A 15,626-nucleotide genomic window follows, 5' to 3' on the forward strand; every position below is an offset into this window, starting at 1 on the left:
TTCCCTCTCAATCCTTTTCGAAGCTGCTCAGTTCAGCCGCGTCTTGACCTGGCCGACGGCATTGCCGAAGAGCTCGGACTGGATTTTGGTGTCGGCCCGCTTGGCAAGCACGGTTTCAGCGGCCGCGATTGCGAGATCGACAGCAGCGGAACGCACCGCCTTCATCGCCTCAACCTCGGCCTGCTTGATCTTCTGCTCGGATAGCGCCGTGCGGTTGGCGACGAATTCTTCCGTCTTCTTCTTCGCTTCGGCGGTCAGCATTTCGGCTTCGCGCTCAGCGGCGGCAACGATGTGGGCCGCTTCGGCTTCTGCTTCCTTGCGCTTGCGCTGGTATTCGGCGAGCAGGTGTTGGGCCTCCTCGCGCAGACGCTTGGCTTCAGCCAACTCGTTGCGGATCTGGTCGGCGCGGTCGTCGAGCGACCGTGCCATCATGCCCGGAACCTTCAGGTAAACGACCAGCGCCAGGAACAGGACGAGGCCGACAAAGGCGAAGAAAGTCGCGTCAAAGGCAAATTCCATCGATCAAGCCTCCTTCTTGGCAGCCGCGACGGCGGCAGCGACATCGGCCTTGGCGACGGTACCGCCGATCAGCTGATCGACCACGGCAGCCGCCGTTTCCTCGGCAATGGTGCCGACGTCGGCGAAGGCCTTGGCCTTGATCTCGCCGATACGGAGCTCGGCAGCCTTGATCTTTTCCGAAAGGCTCGCCTCGACAGCGCGGCGTTCCTCTTCGGCCTTGGCCTTGGCGGCGTCGCGTGCGGCGGAGCCGATCGCGTTGGATTTGGCGCGGGCGGCGGCCAGTTCACCTTCATAGGTCTGGACGGCGGCGTCGGCTTCGGCCTTCAGGCGGCCGGCCTCTTCCAGATCCTGGGAAATGCGCGTGTGACGCTGATCGAGGATGGCGCCGATGCGCGGCGCGATGACCTTTTGCATGAGCAAATAGAAGACGCCGAACGTGATCACCAGCCAAAGCAGCTGGGACGCGTAGGTCGTCGAATCGAAAGGCGGGAAAGGGCCGCGGGCGTGTTCGCCTTCGGCAACACCAGTCTCGGTATGGACCTCGCCTGCGGCCGGAGCGGCATGCGCATCCGTACCCGTCGCTGCCGCCGGTGCTTCCTCAGCGTAAGCCGGGGTCACAAAAAACATGCTCACCTCCAGGTGGACTGCAAATGCAAAGGATCACGGCTTGCGGTCGCAGGCCGTGATCCATCTATTCGCCGATATCAGACGGCGAAGAGGAGGAGGAGAGCGACGAGCAGCGAGAAGATGCCCAGAGCTTCCGTAACGGCGAAGCCGAATACCAGACGGCCGAACTGGCTGTCAGCGGCAGACGGATTGCGCAGTGCGCCGGAGAGGTAGCTGCCGAAAATATTGCCGAGGCCGAGAGCCGTACCGGCCATACCAAAGCAAGCCAGGCCTGCACCGATGTACTTTGCTGCTTCCGCTTCCATGTTGAACTCCTTTGAAATGGTTGTTGCGGCGAATGACTGACGCCCTTTGACGTCGATGTCGTTATCCTTAGTGCCCGCCCGGATGGATTGCATCGTTGAGGTACATGCAAGTCAGCACCGCAAAGACGTAAGCCTGAAGGAAGGCGACGAGGAACTCGAGACCGGTCAGGGCGACGGTCATGATGAGGGGAAGAACGGCGCCGCCGATACCCAGAGCACCCATGGTTCCGAGCGAGGCGACGAAGCCTGCGAACACTTTGAGCGTGATGTGACCGGCGAGCATGTTGGCGAAAAGACGAACCGAGAGCGAAATCGGTCGCGACAGGAAGGAGATGATTTCGATCGTGACGACCAGCGGCAGCAGAATGCCCGGCACGCCCGAAGGCACGAAGACATTCAGGAAGTGGAAGCCGTGCTTATAGAAACCGTAGACGAGAACCGTACCGATAACCAGAATCGCGAGCGCGAAGGTGACGATGATCTGGCTCGTCACCGTGAAGAAATACGGGAACATGCCAAGCAGGTTGGCCGTCAGGACGAACATGAAGAGCGAAAAGACTAGCGGGAAGAACTTCATTCCCTGCTTGCCGGCGCCTTCCTTCAGCATGTTGGCGATGAACTCATAGGACATTTCGGCGACCGACTGCGAACGGCCCGGCACGATGGCGCGGTTCGAGGTCGAGAAATAGAGGAAGCCTGCGGCAGCGGCAGCCGAAACGGCCATGAAGAGCGATGCATTGGTAAACGAAAAATCAACTCCGCCGATTTCGATCGGCACAATCTTCTGGATCAGGAACTGATGAGTCGGATCGTTAGACACCGCTTGTTCTCTCTCTTTAGCCCGCAGGACGCGGGGTCATTGCACTGGACCGGAACCGGTCCTTATTTCTTGTCGTCCTTGTCGTCCAGGGGATGGGCCACCACCCCCGCAGAACGCAGCACGTTCAGAACGCCGGCACAAAATCCGAGAAGCAGAAGAACAATCAAACCCCAAGGCGCCGTGCCAACAAAACGGTCGAGGAGATAGCCAAGGAGAGCACCGACGACGATTGCGGAAATGAACTCGCTGGAAAGCTTCATCGCCTGGGCATAACCTTTGCGGCTTACCTCGGCGCGGGCTTCCCTAGCCTCGTCCTGTCCCGTCTCGACACGCTTGGTCGCGAGTTTCGCTCCCAATTGCGCACGGCGCTTTTCAAGACTTTCCTCGCGGTCATCCGCCATGGATCTCTCCTCACCTGTCCGTCGCCCGCACTCCCGCTACCCCGGTCATTCGGACCCCGGACGCGAAGGTTGAGACCCTTCCGGCCCGTTCTGAAGTCGCGCGCAACATAGTTTTAGGGATTAGCATAGTCAAGGCGTAGACAGCTTCTGTCCAGCGAGAAAATAATTCCATCAAATCAAAGAGATAAATCGACTCCGGGTCGATCGCGCAAATTCGACGGAAAGAATCCGCTTTTGCGGGCCGGAAATCGGCTTGCCCCAGCGATTTATCTCAGCTCCAGCCGCCGCCATAGGTGCGATAGAAGACGTGAAGACCGATGCGGCCGACCTTTTCCATGGTCCTTGCCCATTTTGGTCTGACATAGACGGCATGGTAATGCGTCGCCGAACCCACCTGCGGCAGCCAGATCTTGCCTGATGTCACAGCCATCGCTACGTCGCGGGCGACTCGCCAGTGATATTCCGAGTTCACCCTGTCCTTGATGCTGTCGCAGGCGAAGGAAAACTGGCAGCGGTTGCGCCAATCCTCGTTCTGATAGACGACGCCGCAGATGGTCTTCGGATAGGAAGGGTTGCGGACGCGGTTGAGGATGACCTGGGCGACGGCCGCCTGTCCCTTCACCGATTCTCCACGCGCCTCGAAATAGATGCCGGAGGCAAGGCACTGCTGTTCTCGGGCGGAAAAGACGCTCGGCGCCAGCACGCTTGCGGCCCAGGCGTGATCGCGCGGGCCGATCTCCGGAACGAAGCGGCCGCTGTCCTGTTCGGTCAGGATGGAATCGAAGGGCGATTGGCGGGCATAGTCGGGTGTGGCCGGTGCATAGGCGGTGGCCAGAACATCGGCCTTGTTGCTGGTGACGAGGCCTGCGAGCATTGCCGGCACGCCATTATCGGTCACCGCAGGCTGCGTCTTATAGAAAGATGTGGCGATCTCGATTTCCTTGCCCTGGATCTTCGGCTTGACGAAAGCCGACCGGTCCTTGAGATCGAAGCTCGGGGTGAAGAGCATCTTGGTGCGCTCGAGGATCGAGCCGGCGGAAAAATCCTTCGGCGGCTGCATCTTCTCCACGGCGACGACGCGGCCTTTCTTGCTGCCACGGTTGACGCGATCCTCGTCCGGCGTGTCCTCGTGGCCCCTATCCTTGGCAGTGCCCTTGTCCTTGGTATTGAAGGCGACCTTGCGGCCATCGGGCAGCACCATGCCGGCACCGGCGGAGATCGCACCGGTCACCATCGGCTCGGCGAAGGCGAGTTCGGCCTGGTGGATGGAGCCGGCTGGCGAATTGGTCAGCACCATGCGCCAGTTCTCCCCCTCATGATCGAGGCCGGCGAGCATGGCGGCGAGATCGGCATGAGATGCGGCGCTCGGGAAAATCAGCCAGCCGGCGAGACCGAAGATTACGGGCGACACCCAATTCTCGGGAATGAGACGCAGCTTGCTACGGGAAGGGCTCTTTCGACGCAACACGGACTCCGGGCATGGAACGCGGGAACATTCCGTTGAAAGTCTCGCATTAACCTTGATGTCCGGTTAACAGGCCGTGCCGAAATGTGACCGTGAGAAGTTTAGGATGTTCTAATGTGAGGGGTAATCTCGTGTGTTTGGGAACAGCAGTGCAGCACCTCCGGCCTCGATCTCAAGGGATGTCAATGATGAAGCAACAGCAACTTGGTCCAATCTCTCTTGCTCCGGCTACGGAGAAAAGGGACCAAGGCGCCACGACCGTCCTCTTCTCCCCAGCGGGGAGAAGTGCCGGAGCGATAGCGAGGCGATGAGGGGGTGAGCGGCAAAGCCGCGAATGCGCTGAGCGCAAGCGAAGGGCAATGAATGATGTACCGTGTGGCCCCTCATCCGACCCTGCGGGCCACCTTCTCCCCGCTGGGGAGAAGAGGGAGCTCAAATAATAACGTGCGAGCCCAGTTCAACCACACGGTTTGCCGGCAAGCGGAAGTAATCCGAGGGGTTGGCGGCGGCGTTGGCGAGAGCGATGTAAAGCCGGTCCTGCCAGTAGGGCATGCCCGACTTGGCGTCCGGCACCAGCTTGCGTCGACCGAGATAGAAGGAGGTCGACATGATGTCGAACTTCAGTCCGGTCTTGCGCAGTGTCGCCAAGGCCTGCGAGACGTTTTGCGATTCCATGAAGCCGAACAGCAGTTCGACGCGGGAGAAACGCTCGGAAATCTGCTCGACCCTGTAACGGTCATGGCTTGGAACGCGCGGTTTGTTGACCGTGCGGATCGTCAGGATGACGTTGCGGTCGTGAAGCACGTGGTTATGCTTGAGATTGTGCAGCAAGGCGGCGGGGGCGGATTCCGGATCGCTGGTCAGGAAGATCGCGGTGCCCGGAACCTGGGCCGGCGAATGTTCGCTCTTGCGCTCGATCGAGCTGACGAAGGAGGCGAGCGGAATATCGGTATGGCGGGTCTTTTCCATCAGGATCGCGGTGCCGCGACGCCAGGTCCACATAACGACGGTAAAGGCCGTAGCGATCAGAATCGGGATATAGCCGCCGTCGTGGATCTTCAAAAGGTTGGCGCCGAGGAAGATCAATTCGAGCACGACCAGCGGCACGAGCGCGATCACCGCAACCGGCAGCGACCAGTTCCAGCGGGCGCGGACGAATTCGAAGGCCATGATCGAGGTGACGACCATGGCGCCGGTGACGGAGATGCCGTAGGCGGTCGCCAGTGCGTCCGATGTCTTGAAACTCAGAACCAGGAAGATGACGCCGATGAACAGCACGGCATTGACCGAAGGCACGAAGATCTGCCCGGTATTGGTTTCCGAGGTGAAAAGGATTTCCATGCGCGGCAGGAAGCCGAGGTTGATGCCCTGGCGCACCATCGAGAAGGCGCCGGTGATGACCGCCTGGCTGGCGATGATCGTCGCTGCGGTCGCCAGGATGACGACCGGCAGCAGCGCCCATTTCGGATACATCAGATAGAAGGGATCGGACATCGTCGCCGGATTGCCGAGAACGAGAGCGCCCTGCCCGAGATAGTTCAGCGTCAGCGCCGGGAAAACCAACAGGAACCAGGCCCACTGGATCGGGCGGCGGCCGAAATGGCCGAGATCGGCATAGAGCGCCTCAGCGCCCGTCACCGTCAGGAAGACGGCGCCGAGCACGACGACGCCGTAAAAGCCCTCATGCAGCAGGAAACTGACGGCGTAATAGGGATTGAATGCGGCTAGGATGCCGTAATCGTCGGAGATATGGGAAATGCCGGCGGCCGCCATGACGAGGAACCAGACGGCGGTGATCGGGCCGAAAAACCTCGCGACGGCGCCGGTGCCGCGCGACTGCACCACAAAGAGCAGCGCCAAGATCATCACCGAGATCGGCACTATGTAATCCGCGAGGCGGGGTGTGACGAGCTTCAGGCCCTCGACGGCCGACAACACGGATAGAGCCGGCGTGATCATCGCATCGCCGAGGAAGAGGGCCGCACCCATCAGGCCAAGCAACATCAGCATGGCGGTATGGCCGTTAGCGGTCTTCATCAGAAGGGCAAGCAGCGACAGCGTGCCGCCCTCGCCGTCGTTGTCGGCGCGCAGCAGGAAGAGCACATATTTAATGGTGACGATAATCGTCAGCGCCCAGATCATCAGCGAGATCAGGCTGATGACTTCGAAACGTGTGAGGCCGTCATGGGCCACCGGTTTCAGCGCTTCGCGAAAGGCGTAGAGCGGGCTGGTACCGATATCGCCGTAGACGACACCGACGGAACCCAGCCCGAGATAGAACAGCTTTTTCGGCGTCATATGGCGTTCGTTCGGATGGCTATCTTCGGACATGAAGGTTTAACAGGCTCCTCAGAGCCAGCCTTTCCAGCGGAAAAAGAAAAAGGGGATGACGGCGGAGATCACCATCAGGGCCAGCGAATAGGGATAACCCGCGGCCCAGGTCAGCTCCGGCATGACCTGAAAGTTCATACCATAGACGGAAGCGACCAATGTCGGCGGCAAGAACACCACCGAGGCAATCGAGAAAATCTTGATGATCGAGTTCTGCTCGATGTTGATCAGCCCGAGCGAAGCATCGAGCAGGAAAGTGATGTTGGCGGCGACGAAGGAAGCATGCTCCGACAGCGACTGGATATCGCGCGAAACGGTGCGGCAGAGCTCCTTCGCCTCGCGGTCCTGCTGGATCGCCGGGATCGTGTGAAAGAACGTCAGCAGGCGGGCAAGCGAACCGAGACTGTCACGCACCTTGCTGATCATCCGGTGGTGGCCGGCAATATCGCGCAGCTTCTCCTCAAGATAGTTCGAGGGCTTGCGCACCTTCTTTGCCCGGTCGCCGAAGACATGCGTCGACAAGATGTCGATGCGCGAGACGGAGATCTCGAGGATCTCGGCGGTGCGGTCGACGATCGTCTCCAAGAGCTTGGCGAGAAGGGCAGCGCCGCTGCGCCAGTTTTCCGGCAAACGGTGGAGGGCGGCGATAAACAGTGCAAAGGACTTGGGATGGGCGTAGCGAATGGTGACCAGGCGGTTTCCAGCCAGGATGAAGGCGACATCGGTCAGCGTCGGCACGTCGGTGTCAGCCTTCCAGAGCAGCGAGGCGGTCATGAAAACGGCGTCGTTTTCGACATAGAGACGGGCGGAAGGCTCTATATCTTTGAGGTCGTCGCGGGTCGGGACCTCTATGCCGAGAATCTTCTCGACATAGAGTTCCTCATCGCGGGTCGGCTCGACCATGTCGATCCAGACGACATCCTCGGGAAAGGACGCGGCATGCGACAGATCGCGAATCTCGACCGACCTGCAATTGGAACAGTAAGCGGTAATCACCGGTCGTCTCTCCGCCTGCATCCAACCTTAAAGGCCGGCATGCGCGTTGTGCTCAACCGCATCGCAGTTCCCAATCCTTCGATCGACAAGATAACTCCGAACTTGCAGGCGGGCCGGCCTCTTCGAAACGAAGACCGCCGTCACTGAGCATCTGCAGCAAAACGCCATCATGGCGCCGCGGCATATGAAGCAAAGCCGTGAAATAATCAAGACATCTTCCGTGAAGCGCGGCTTTTCACCACGTTTCCCCCATAATTTGGGGTATCCGCTGCGGTGATTCGGGCCTGTTAGCGCCTGGCAGCGTACGTGATTCATACGGCGGGCTTAGCCCTTTGTTCCAATCATGCCGTTATCCCGGAACCGCTTCACACTTCCGGGCGGCATGCATTATTCGAAGACGATCGCCGGCGCCGGGCGCTGGGACTGACCGGCGACCTGCTCCCAGACCTTGGCGGCGATGCCGCGATAGATGCCGGCGACGACGCCGTTCGGCTCGGAGGCGACGAGCGGCGTGCCGGCGTCGGAGGTTTCGCGGATGTTCATCGTCAGCGGCACTTCGCCGAGGAAGGGCACGCCGAGGCGCTCGGCCTCCTTGCGGGCGCCGCCATGGCCGAAGATGTCGTAGCGGGTGCCGGTATCCGGGGCGATGAAATAGCTCATATTCTCGACAATGCCGAGCACCGGCACCTCGACCTTGCGGAACATGTTGAGGCCCTTGCGGGCATCGATCAGAGCGAGATCCTGCGGCGTCGAGACGATGACGGCGCCGGCAAGCGGCACCTGCTGGGCCATGGTCAATTGGGCGTCGCCGGTGCCGGGCGGCATGTCGACAACGAGGACGTCAAGTTCGCCCCAGGCGACTTCGCGCAGCATCTGCAGCAGCGCCGACTGGACCATCGGCCCGCGCCAGATCATCGCCGTCTCCTCGTCGACGAGGAAGCCCATCGACATGACCTTGAGGCCATAATTCTCCATCGGATTGATGATGCGGCCGTCGATCTGCGTCGGGCGGCCGGATATCTTCAGCAGTCGCGGCATCGAGGGGCCATAAATATCGGCGTCGAGAATGCCGACCCGAAGACCGTTGGCGAGCAGGCCGAGTGCGAGATTGACGGCGGTGGTCGACTTGCCGACCCCACCCTTGCCCGAGGCGACGGCGATGATGGCGCCGATGCCGGGCACACCGATCTTGCCGGCGCGCGGCGGCTGTTGAGGAGCGTGGGCGCGGCCCGCATGATCATGTTGGTGATCGTGGCCGGCATGGCCGTGAGGCGGGTTCGGCGCAGGGCGGGCAGCCGGAGCGGCGGCGGCCGCCTTCTTGTCGGCGGTCAATGTGACGAGGGCACCTTTGACGCCTGGCATTTCCTTGATGACGCGCTCGGCGGCAAGCCGCATCGGCTCCAGCTCCCTGGCGCGATCGGCCGGGACGGTGATGGAGAAATAAACCTTGCCGTCGGAGATGAAGACGTCGGAGACCATGCCGAGCTCGACGATATCGTGCTCGAGATCGGGCCCACGCACGGTCTTCAGCGTTTCGAGAACCTGTTCCTTGGTGACGTCGGCCATTCCACCCTCACTGCTTCTTCTTGCAGACTGCAGCGCCGCGCGTCTCTCAAGACGCGCAAAGGACGCTGTAGCACTTTGAATTGCTGCATGATTTTAGCCTGATCGACTCCGATCAGGCTAAAATCATGCAGTAGAAATAGTGGAGACGGAAGCCTTCGCCAAACAAAATCATCGGGAGGAAATCGATTGCCGGCGCTCAAAAAGGCGCCGGGGAGAATTGGCGATCCGTTGCGGCCATCAAGTCCGCCAGGCTTTCGCCCTGATGGCCGCAACGGTCTCCCCGAGAACCGGCGCAATCCGGGGCGAACTAGAGCAAGCCGAAGAAAAGACCAGCGAAAAGTGAACAGGGAAGATGAAATCGCAGACAGCCGGGTAAGAAGCGGTGCCAAAACGCAACAACCGCCGCCAACACCGAAGAGCCGGGAGAAAAGCGGCATCGGCGTCGGACAGCGGTGTGTCGGCCGCGCCATTTCCTGGCGCTGGTCTCAAAGCCCCTCTGGACCTCTCGCATCAAGAGATGCAGAAAGCGTGCCAGATAGAAAATCAGGGAAAAGACCGCAAAAGCGCTTGCGGCAGTACCTCAACGGGAAAGACTTGCCTACGCGCTGGGCGGCTTCAAAAGCAGTCGGTTGTTTTCTGCAACTTATTTGATCAGGCCGATGCGCAGCGCCTTGGCGACCGCCTGGGTGCGGTTGACCGTATCGAGCTTCTTGGTGGCGCGGTTGAGGTAGTGATTGACCGTGTGCTCGGACAGGGTGAGGATTTCGGCGATTTCAGCACTGGTCTTGCCGGCCGCCGTCCAGTTGAGGCAATCGATCTCGCGGTCGGTCAGCGTGTCCGTCATGCGCGTATCGAGGTTGCGGATCTCGGCAAGCCTGTCGAAGACGTGGATGGCGATGTAGGAGAGTTCGCGCATCTCTGCCGGGCTGAAGGGTTCGCGGTCGCCGGCAAAAGAGACGGCGCCGCGCAGGCCGGAGGGGTCATGTGTCGGGAAGTAGGCGCAGCGCATCATCTTAAAACGTTCGAACAGGGAGGCAACGAGAATGGACTTGCCGTCGTCCCGCGACCAATTCTGCCGCGACATATCGTAGAAGAAGGGCCGCGCGGATGTTCTGAGCCGCCTGAGGACCGGGCTGTTCACCATCAGGCCCTCCTGGTCGTAGAGGGCCAGAAGCTCGGCCGGCCAGCTGGTGATGACAGTGCTGCCCTGAAGATCGAAGGAAGTGATCGGCGGCAGGTTGAGAACCATGAAGGCACGGCTGCGATAGGCTTCCGTCACCCGTTTCATGAAACGGAAAATATCGAACTGGGTCTTCAGGCCCGTTATTTCCTGAACATAATCGTCTTCGTCCGTGGATGTTTGCGACAAGGGTGCCATCACATTTTCTTCATCTTCGGCACAGCGGCCGGCAAACCGTTTGCGAAACCTGCCCGCCGCGGCCGGCTCGATTGCATCGGGAAACGACGATCGCTGGTTGGAATCGGCTTCAGCGTTGAGCGTTCTGCCGGTGAATGGTTGTAGATTTCGCGGACCGTTCTAGTTGTGGTGATTCGTCGGCAAATCTCAATATCGCACTCATCATAAGCATGCTCTGCGATTGCGTCCAGCAGGGGGCCGATTGCAATTTTTCCGTCAGCGGCGCGGACCGAGACGGACGCGCATGCCTTCCATGATGCTCGCAGCCGCCAGTTGCACCGGAACGGACCATTGGTGCAGAAGTTCCATCGACAAGCGATAGGCCGGGCCGGTAATCGAAATGCCACCCATAAAGGTCCGATCCTCCGACCAGACCGGTGCGGCAACGCAGCGGATGCCGGCCTCATGCTCTTCGCGGTCGAAGGCATAGCCCTGATCGGCAATCTCGCGGATTTCGGCAAGCAGCGTTTCGGCAGAGACATGGGTCGAGGCGGTAAAGCTGGTGAAGCTCAGGCCGGCAAGCAGATCGACGAGGCTTTCGGCCGGCAGCAGCGAAAGGGCGGCCTTGCCGACGCCGGTGCAATAACAGGGCGAGGCATTGCCGATCTGCGAATACATGCGCACCGGCTGGCGGCCTTCGACCTTATCGAGATAGATGATCGACAGCCCTCTCAGAACGCCGAGATGCACCGTCTCGCCGGTCGCCTGCTGCAGATCTCTAAGGTGCGGTTCGGCAATCAGGCGGAACTCGTTGCGCGCCCAGCTGCGCGCGGCGAAATCGAGCAGGCGCAGGCCAGGCGCATAACGGCCGTCGCCATCGAGCTCGAGCAGCCCCTCCTCGACCAGATGGGTGAGCTGGCGATGCAGCGTGCCGCGCGGCTGGCCGGCAAGGGCCAGGATATCGGTGAAACGCAGCGGCGCATCGGCATGGGTGACGAGATCGAGCAGAACCATCAGTTTACCGAGCGTGCCGGTCTCGCGTGCCTGTGCCGTGCTTCCGCCGTTTGAATTCATCACCTTGTCCGCCCTTGACAGAAAGGGCAGTGTAATTCGATAATTCCATATAGTCAAATTAAGTTCCAAATAATGGAACAGCAGAAGTGGGAGGACGGTGACCATGATGGCAGCACAATTTCCCGAATTCAAAGACCGAGCCGTGCTGGTGACCGGCGGCGGATCGGGCATCGGTGCTGCGATCGTCGAAGGTTTCGCGCGCCAGGGCGCCAAGGTCTCGTTCATCGATATCGCCGAGATCGCGGGCCGCGAGCTTGCCGAAAGGCTGTCGCGGGAGACTGCGCATCCGGTCTCCTTTCACCATGCCGACCTGCGCGACATCGAGGCGATCCGGCGCACGGTCGATACCGTCATTGCCGATTCAGGGCCGATCCGCGTGCTGGTCAACAATGCCGCCTGGGACGACCGCCATGAATTCGACGCGGTGACCGAGGCCTATTGGGACAACAACCAGGCGGTCAACCTCAAGCATGTGTTCTTCACGTCGCAGGCAGCCGTGCCGTCGATGCGGGTGGCTGGCGGCGGGGCGATCATCAATATGTCGTCGATCGCCTTCAAGCTGAACATGGGCGGTTTTCCCGCCTACGCGGCGGCCAAGGCGGCGGTCGTCGGGCTGACGAAGAGCCTGGCGGGCAGGCTCGGGCCGGAGAACATCCGGGTCAACTGCATCCTGCCCGGCATGGTGGTCACCGAGCGGCAGATGCAGCACTGGCTCACCGAGGAAAGCATTGCGCGCTCGGTCGAGGATCAGTGCCTGAAGGTTGCGCTCAAACCCGATGCGATCGTCGGTCCCTGCCTGTTTCTTGCATCCGACTGTGCGGCGGCGATGACCGCCCAGTCCCTGATTGTCGATGGAGGCGTTCTGTAATGACAAATCCCGCTTATGTCGCGGTGGACTGGGGCACCAGCAGTTTCCGGCTCTGGCTGATCGGCAGGGACGGCACCGTGCTTGCCGAACGCCGCAGCGGCGAAGGCATGACGAGCGCGGCAAAGACCGGCTTTTCCGCGGTGCTTGCCGGCCATCTCGCCGCCATCGAGGCGCCGGAAAACCTGCCGGTGATCGTCTGCGGCATGGCCGGCGCCAGGCAGGGCTGGGTCGAGGCCGGTTATATCGATGTGCCGGCGCCGCTCGCCTCGATCCTGACCGGGGCGGTCTCCGTGCCCGGCGAAAGCCGCGACATCCGCATCCTGCCGGGCCTTGCCCAGCGGGACATGGCGAGGCCCGACGTCATGCGTGGCGAGGAAACCCAGCTTCTCGGTGCGCTCGGCCGCGCAAGCTCAGGCGCGCAGGCGGTCTGCATGCCCGGCACGCATTCGAAATGGGTGCATGTGACGGAGAGCAAGGTGACCGGCTTTTCGACCTTCATGACCGGCGAGCTTTTCGACGTCATCAGCAAACACACGATCCTTTCGCATGCCGTGGCCGGTGCGGAAGAGCAGCCGGCGGATGCGGCGGCTTTCGCGGCCGCGGTCTCGGCCGCTTTCGCACGCCCGGCCCTTGCCTCCAACCTGCTCTTTGCCGCCCGTTCCGGCCAGCTCCTGCACGGGATTTCTGCCGCTGCCGCACAAGCCCGGCTTTCCGGTACGCTGATCGGCCTCGAAATCGCCGGGGCGCTGCAGGATACGGCAAACGGCACCACCATCACCCTCGTCGCCTCCGGGCGCCTGCAGGCGCTTTACGAACAGGCCTTCAGAACCCTCTCCCTTGCCTTCACCGCCATCGACGCCGACGCTGCCGTGCGCCGCGGGCTTTCGGCTGCCGCCGAAGCCATCTGGCCGAACTGAGAAAGCTGACACGATGAACCGCATCCCCTTCCCCGACATGAAGCGCCCGCTGATCGCCATCCTTCGCGGCATCCGGCCCGACGAGACCGAAAGCGTCGTCGGCGCTCTGATCGACAATGGCCTGACGGCGATCGAGATCCCGCTCAACTCGCCGGAACCGTTCAAATCCATCGAGCTCGCCGCGAAGATGGCGCCGGCCGAAGTGCTGATCGGCGCCGGCACGGTGCTGACCGTCGAGGCGGTCGACAGCCTGCATGCGGCCGGCGGCAAGCTGCTGGTCACCCCGAATGTCGAACCCGAGGTGATCATCCGGGCGCGCGAATACGGCATGGTGACGATGCCGGGCGTCTTTACGCCGACCGAGGCGCTGGCAGCTGCGCGCGCCGGCGCCACCGGTCTCAAATTCTTTCCGGCCAGCGTGCTTGGCCCTTCCGGCATCACGGCGATCCGGGCAATCCTGCCGCCGGAGCTGACGATTGCCGCCGTCGGCGGTGTGTCGGACAAGAATTTCGGCGATTACACCAAGGCCGGCATCTTCGCCTTCGGCCTCGGCACCAGCATTTACAAGCCGGGAATGACCGCATCAGAGGTTGCCGAGCGCGCCAAGGCGACCATTTACGCCTATGATGCAGCCATTGGGAGCGTGAACGTATGACCGATATTTATGAGTTCGAGGGCAAAACACTTTGCAATACCAATTCCGTCCTCGGCGAAGGTCCGACCTATGATCCGGACAGCAACACCGTCTGGTGGTTCAACATTCTCGGCAAGGAACTGCACGAGCTCAATCTTTCGACGAGCGAGAAAAAGGTGCACCCGCTGCCTGTGATGGCGAGCGTGCTGGCCCGCATCGACGCCGGACGTCAGCTGATCGCGACGGAGGAGGGACTCTTCGTGCGCGATGTGGCAAACGGCAACCTCACCTTCTACGCCGCGCTTGAAAACGACAGGCCCGAAAACCGTTCGAACGACGGCCGCACCCATCCTTCCGGTGCGCTCTGGATCGGCACGATGAGCAAACGGGCGGAAAACCAGGCCGGCGCTATCTATCATGTCGCCAGCGGCAAGGTGACGAAGATCTTCAATGGCATCAGCATTCCGAATTCGATCTGCTTTTCGCCTGACGGCACGGTCGGCTATTATACGGATTCCCGCATCAACCGGCTGATGCGCGTCATGGTCGATCCGTTGACCGGCCTCCCCTCGGGCGAGCCGATCGTGCTGGTCGACAGCATGGACGAGCCCGGCAGCATCGACGGCTCTGTGGTCGATGCCGACGGCTATCTGTGGAATGCGCGCTGGGGCGCCGGCGTCGTCGACCGCTATAGTCCGGACGGTCTGCGCATCTCGCGCTATATGGTTCCTGCCGTCCAGCCCTCCTGCCCCGCCTTCATCGGCGTCAATGCCGACCGCCTGGCGGTAACGACCGCCTGGGAAGGGCTCGACGAGGATGCCCGTTCGGCGCAGCCGAGCGCCGGCGCGCTGCTGGAACTCGGTATCGACGTCAAGGGCGTGTTCGATCCGGTCTATGTGATCTGAACACCGGATGTCCGAGGCCATCTGAGGCGCTCCCCGACCGGGCGCCTTTTCTGGTTTTGGTGGCAGCTCTTCGATAAATGTTCCGTGAGAATCGAGAAATTTTCCGTGTTTTCAACCGGAACCAATCGGCCCACCACTCATTTTCCTTTCGAACCGGCGCGGCAATCAAACAGGCGTTGCCGGGTCAGCGATTACTCCAGGAAATGAAAGTAGGTTCGAAATGACACGCAAACTCTTGACGACCGTTGCCGCTGGCGCACTGTTTGCCACGGCTTTCGCACCGGCGGCATTTTCGCAGACGGCGCCGCAGCCGGCGGATCCCGCCGCTCCGGCCCAGACGGCTCCCGCCGATCCGGCAGCACCGAAGCCGATGACGCCTGATGTCACCAAACCCGCAGGCGATGCCGCACAGGCTCCGGCCCCGGCACCGACGGCAGATACGGCTCAGGCCGCCTATCTGACGGAGCAGGCTCCGGACCAGATCAGCGCCAACACCTATATCGGCCAGTCGGTCTATAACGGCAACAATGAAAGCATCGGCAGCGTCAACGACCTGATCCTCAAGAAGGATGGCGGCATGGTTGCCGCAATCGTTGGCGTCGGCGGATTCCTCGGGATCGGCGAAAAGAACGTCGCCGTGCCGATGGAAAAGATCACCGTCGCGCAGAATACCCAGGACGGCAGCGTCAAGCTGACGACCAGCGAAACGGCTGAATCGCTGAAGGCCGCACCTGAGTTCAAGACGCTGGCAATGCTGGCGGCCGAAAAGGCTCCGGCTCCGGCTGCGACCGGTACCGATACCACGGCGACTGGCTCGACCACGCCTAAATAATCCGTGCGC

16 protein-coding genes are annotated in these 15,626 nt (G+C 61.3%); 5 read left to right on the forward strand and 11 right to left on the reverse strand.

Annotated features, from left to right (window positions below; translation table 11 throughout):
* Nucleotides 1–27: 27 nt before the first annotated feature.
* The 11 genes from BS630_RS05595 to BS630_RS05650 all read right to left on the reverse strand — a co-directional run bounded on the left by BS630_RS05595 (nt 28) and on the right by BS630_RS05650 (nt 11,461).
* Nucleotides 28–519 carry a F0F1 ATP synthase subunit B gene (locus BS630_RS05595; protein ID WP_012756242.1) on the reverse strand — a complete coding sequence of 164 codons (492 nt, stop codon included), beginning with the start codon at nt 517–519 and terminating at the stop codon, nt 28–30.
* 3 nt (nt 520–522) lie between these two features.
* Nucleotides 523–1,146, reverse strand: coding sequence for a F0F1 ATP synthase subunit B (locus BS630_RS05600; RefSeq protein WP_077976597.1), 624 nt, complete (start codon nt 1,144–1,146; stop codon nt 523–525).
* A gap of 77 nt (nt 1,147–1,223) precedes the next feature.
* Complete coding sequence (locus BS630_RS05605; RefSeq protein WP_003545854.1) at nt 1,224–1,451, reverse strand: F0F1 ATP synthase subunit C; 228 nt, start codon at nt 1,449–1,451, stop codon at nt 1,224–1,226.
* Between the two features lie 67 nt (nt 1,452–1,518).
* Nucleotides 1,519–2,271, reverse strand: a complete 753-nt coding sequence (locus tag BS630_RS05610; RefSeq protein ID WP_077976598.1) for a F0F1 ATP synthase subunit A — start codon at nt 2,269–2,271, stop codon at nt 1,519–1,521.
* Between the two features lie 62 nt (nt 2,272–2,333).
* Entirely contained in the window at nt 2,334–2,672 is a 339-nt protein-coding gene (locus BS630_RS05615) for an AtpZ/AtpI family protein (protein WP_077976599.1), read from the reverse strand.
* 271 nt (nt 2,673–2,943) lie between these two features.
* Nucleotides 2,944–4,137 carry a cell wall hydrolase gene (locus BS630_RS05620; protein WP_077976600.1) on the reverse strand — a complete coding sequence of 398 codons (1,194 nt, stop codon included), beginning with the start codon at nt 4,135–4,137 and terminating at the stop codon, nt 2,944–2,946.
* A 432-nt stretch (nt 4,138–4,569) separates the two neighbouring features.
* Nucleotides 4,570–6,468, reverse strand: a complete 1,899-nt coding sequence (locus BS630_RS05625) for a potassium transporter Kup (protein WP_077976601.1) — start codon at nt 6,466–6,468, stop codon at nt 4,570–4,572.
* An 18-nt stretch (nt 6,469–6,486) separates the two neighbouring features.
* Nucleotides 6,487–7,464 carry a magnesium transporter CorA family protein gene (locus BS630_RS05630; protein ID WP_077976602.1) on the reverse strand — a complete coding sequence of 326 codons (978 nt, stop codon included), beginning with the start codon at nt 7,462–7,464 and terminating at the stop codon, nt 6,487–6,489.
* A gap of 387 nt (nt 7,465–7,851) precedes the next feature.
* The gene (locus BS630_RS05640; RefSeq protein ID WP_077976603.1) at nt 7,852–9,030 is read right to left on the reverse strand and encodes an Mrp/NBP35 family ATP-binding protein; all 1,179 of its coding nucleotides are present in this window, start codon (nt 9,028–9,030) and stop codon (nt 7,852–7,854) included.
* A 643-nt stretch (nt 9,031–9,673) separates the two neighbouring features.
* Entirely contained in the window at nt 9,674–10,408 is a 735-nt protein-coding gene (locus BS630_RS05645) for a LuxR family transcriptional regulator (protein WP_077976604.1), read from the reverse strand.
* Nucleotides 10,409–10,663: 255 nt separating this feature from the next.
* Nucleotides 10,664–11,461, reverse strand: coding sequence for an IclR family transcriptional regulator (locus BS630_RS05650; RefSeq protein ID WP_077976699.1), 798 nt, complete (start codon nt 11,459–11,461; stop codon nt 10,664–10,666).
* Nucleotides 11,462–11,564: 103 nt separating this feature from the next.
* Between BS630_RS05650 and BS630_RS05655 the strand changes: the two genes are divergently transcribed.
* From BS630_RS05655 to BS630_RS05675, 5 genes are all read left to right on the forward strand, one after another.
* On the forward strand, nt 11,565–12,329 hold the full coding sequence (locus BS630_RS05655; protein WP_376774619.1) for an SDR family NAD(P)-dependent oxidoreductase: 765 nt from the start codon (nt 11,565–11,567) through the stop codon (nt 12,327–12,329).
* On the forward strand, nt 12,329–13,246 hold the full coding sequence (locus BS630_RS05660) for a 2-dehydro-3-deoxygalactonokinase (protein ID WP_077976605.1): 918 nt from the start codon (nt 12,329–12,331) through the stop codon (nt 13,244–13,246). The genes BS630_RS05655 and BS630_RS05660 overlap by 1 nt, the downstream gene beginning before the upstream one ends.
* A gap of 13 nt (nt 13,247–13,259) precedes the next feature.
* Nucleotides 13,260–13,901 (forward strand): 2-dehydro-3-deoxy-6-phosphogalactonate aldolase, encoded by a 642-nt coding sequence (locus tag BS630_RS05665; RefSeq protein WP_077976606.1) that lies wholly within the window; start codon nt 13,260–13,262, stop codon nt 13,899–13,901.
* Nucleotides 13,898–14,785 carry an SMP-30/gluconolactonase/LRE family protein gene (locus BS630_RS05670; RefSeq protein ID WP_077976607.1) on the forward strand — a complete coding sequence of 296 codons (888 nt, stop codon included), beginning with the start codon at nt 13,898–13,900 and terminating at the stop codon, nt 14,783–14,785. The genes BS630_RS05665 and BS630_RS05670 overlap by 4 nt, the downstream gene beginning before the upstream one ends.
* A 220-nt stretch (nt 14,786–15,005) precedes the next feature.
* Nucleotides 15,006–15,617 carry a PRC-barrel domain-containing protein gene (locus BS630_RS05675; RefSeq protein WP_077976608.1) on the forward strand — a complete coding sequence of 204 codons (612 nt, stop codon included), beginning with the start codon at nt 15,006–15,008 and terminating at the stop codon, nt 15,615–15,617.
* The last annotated feature ends 9 nt before the right edge of the window (nt 15,618–15,626 follow it).

It is taken from the genome of Rhizobium laguerreae (genome assembly GCF_002008165.1).
Taxonomy (GTDB): domain Bacteria; phylum Pseudomonadota; class Alphaproteobacteria; order Rhizobiales; family Rhizobiaceae; genus Rhizobium; species Rhizobium laguerreae.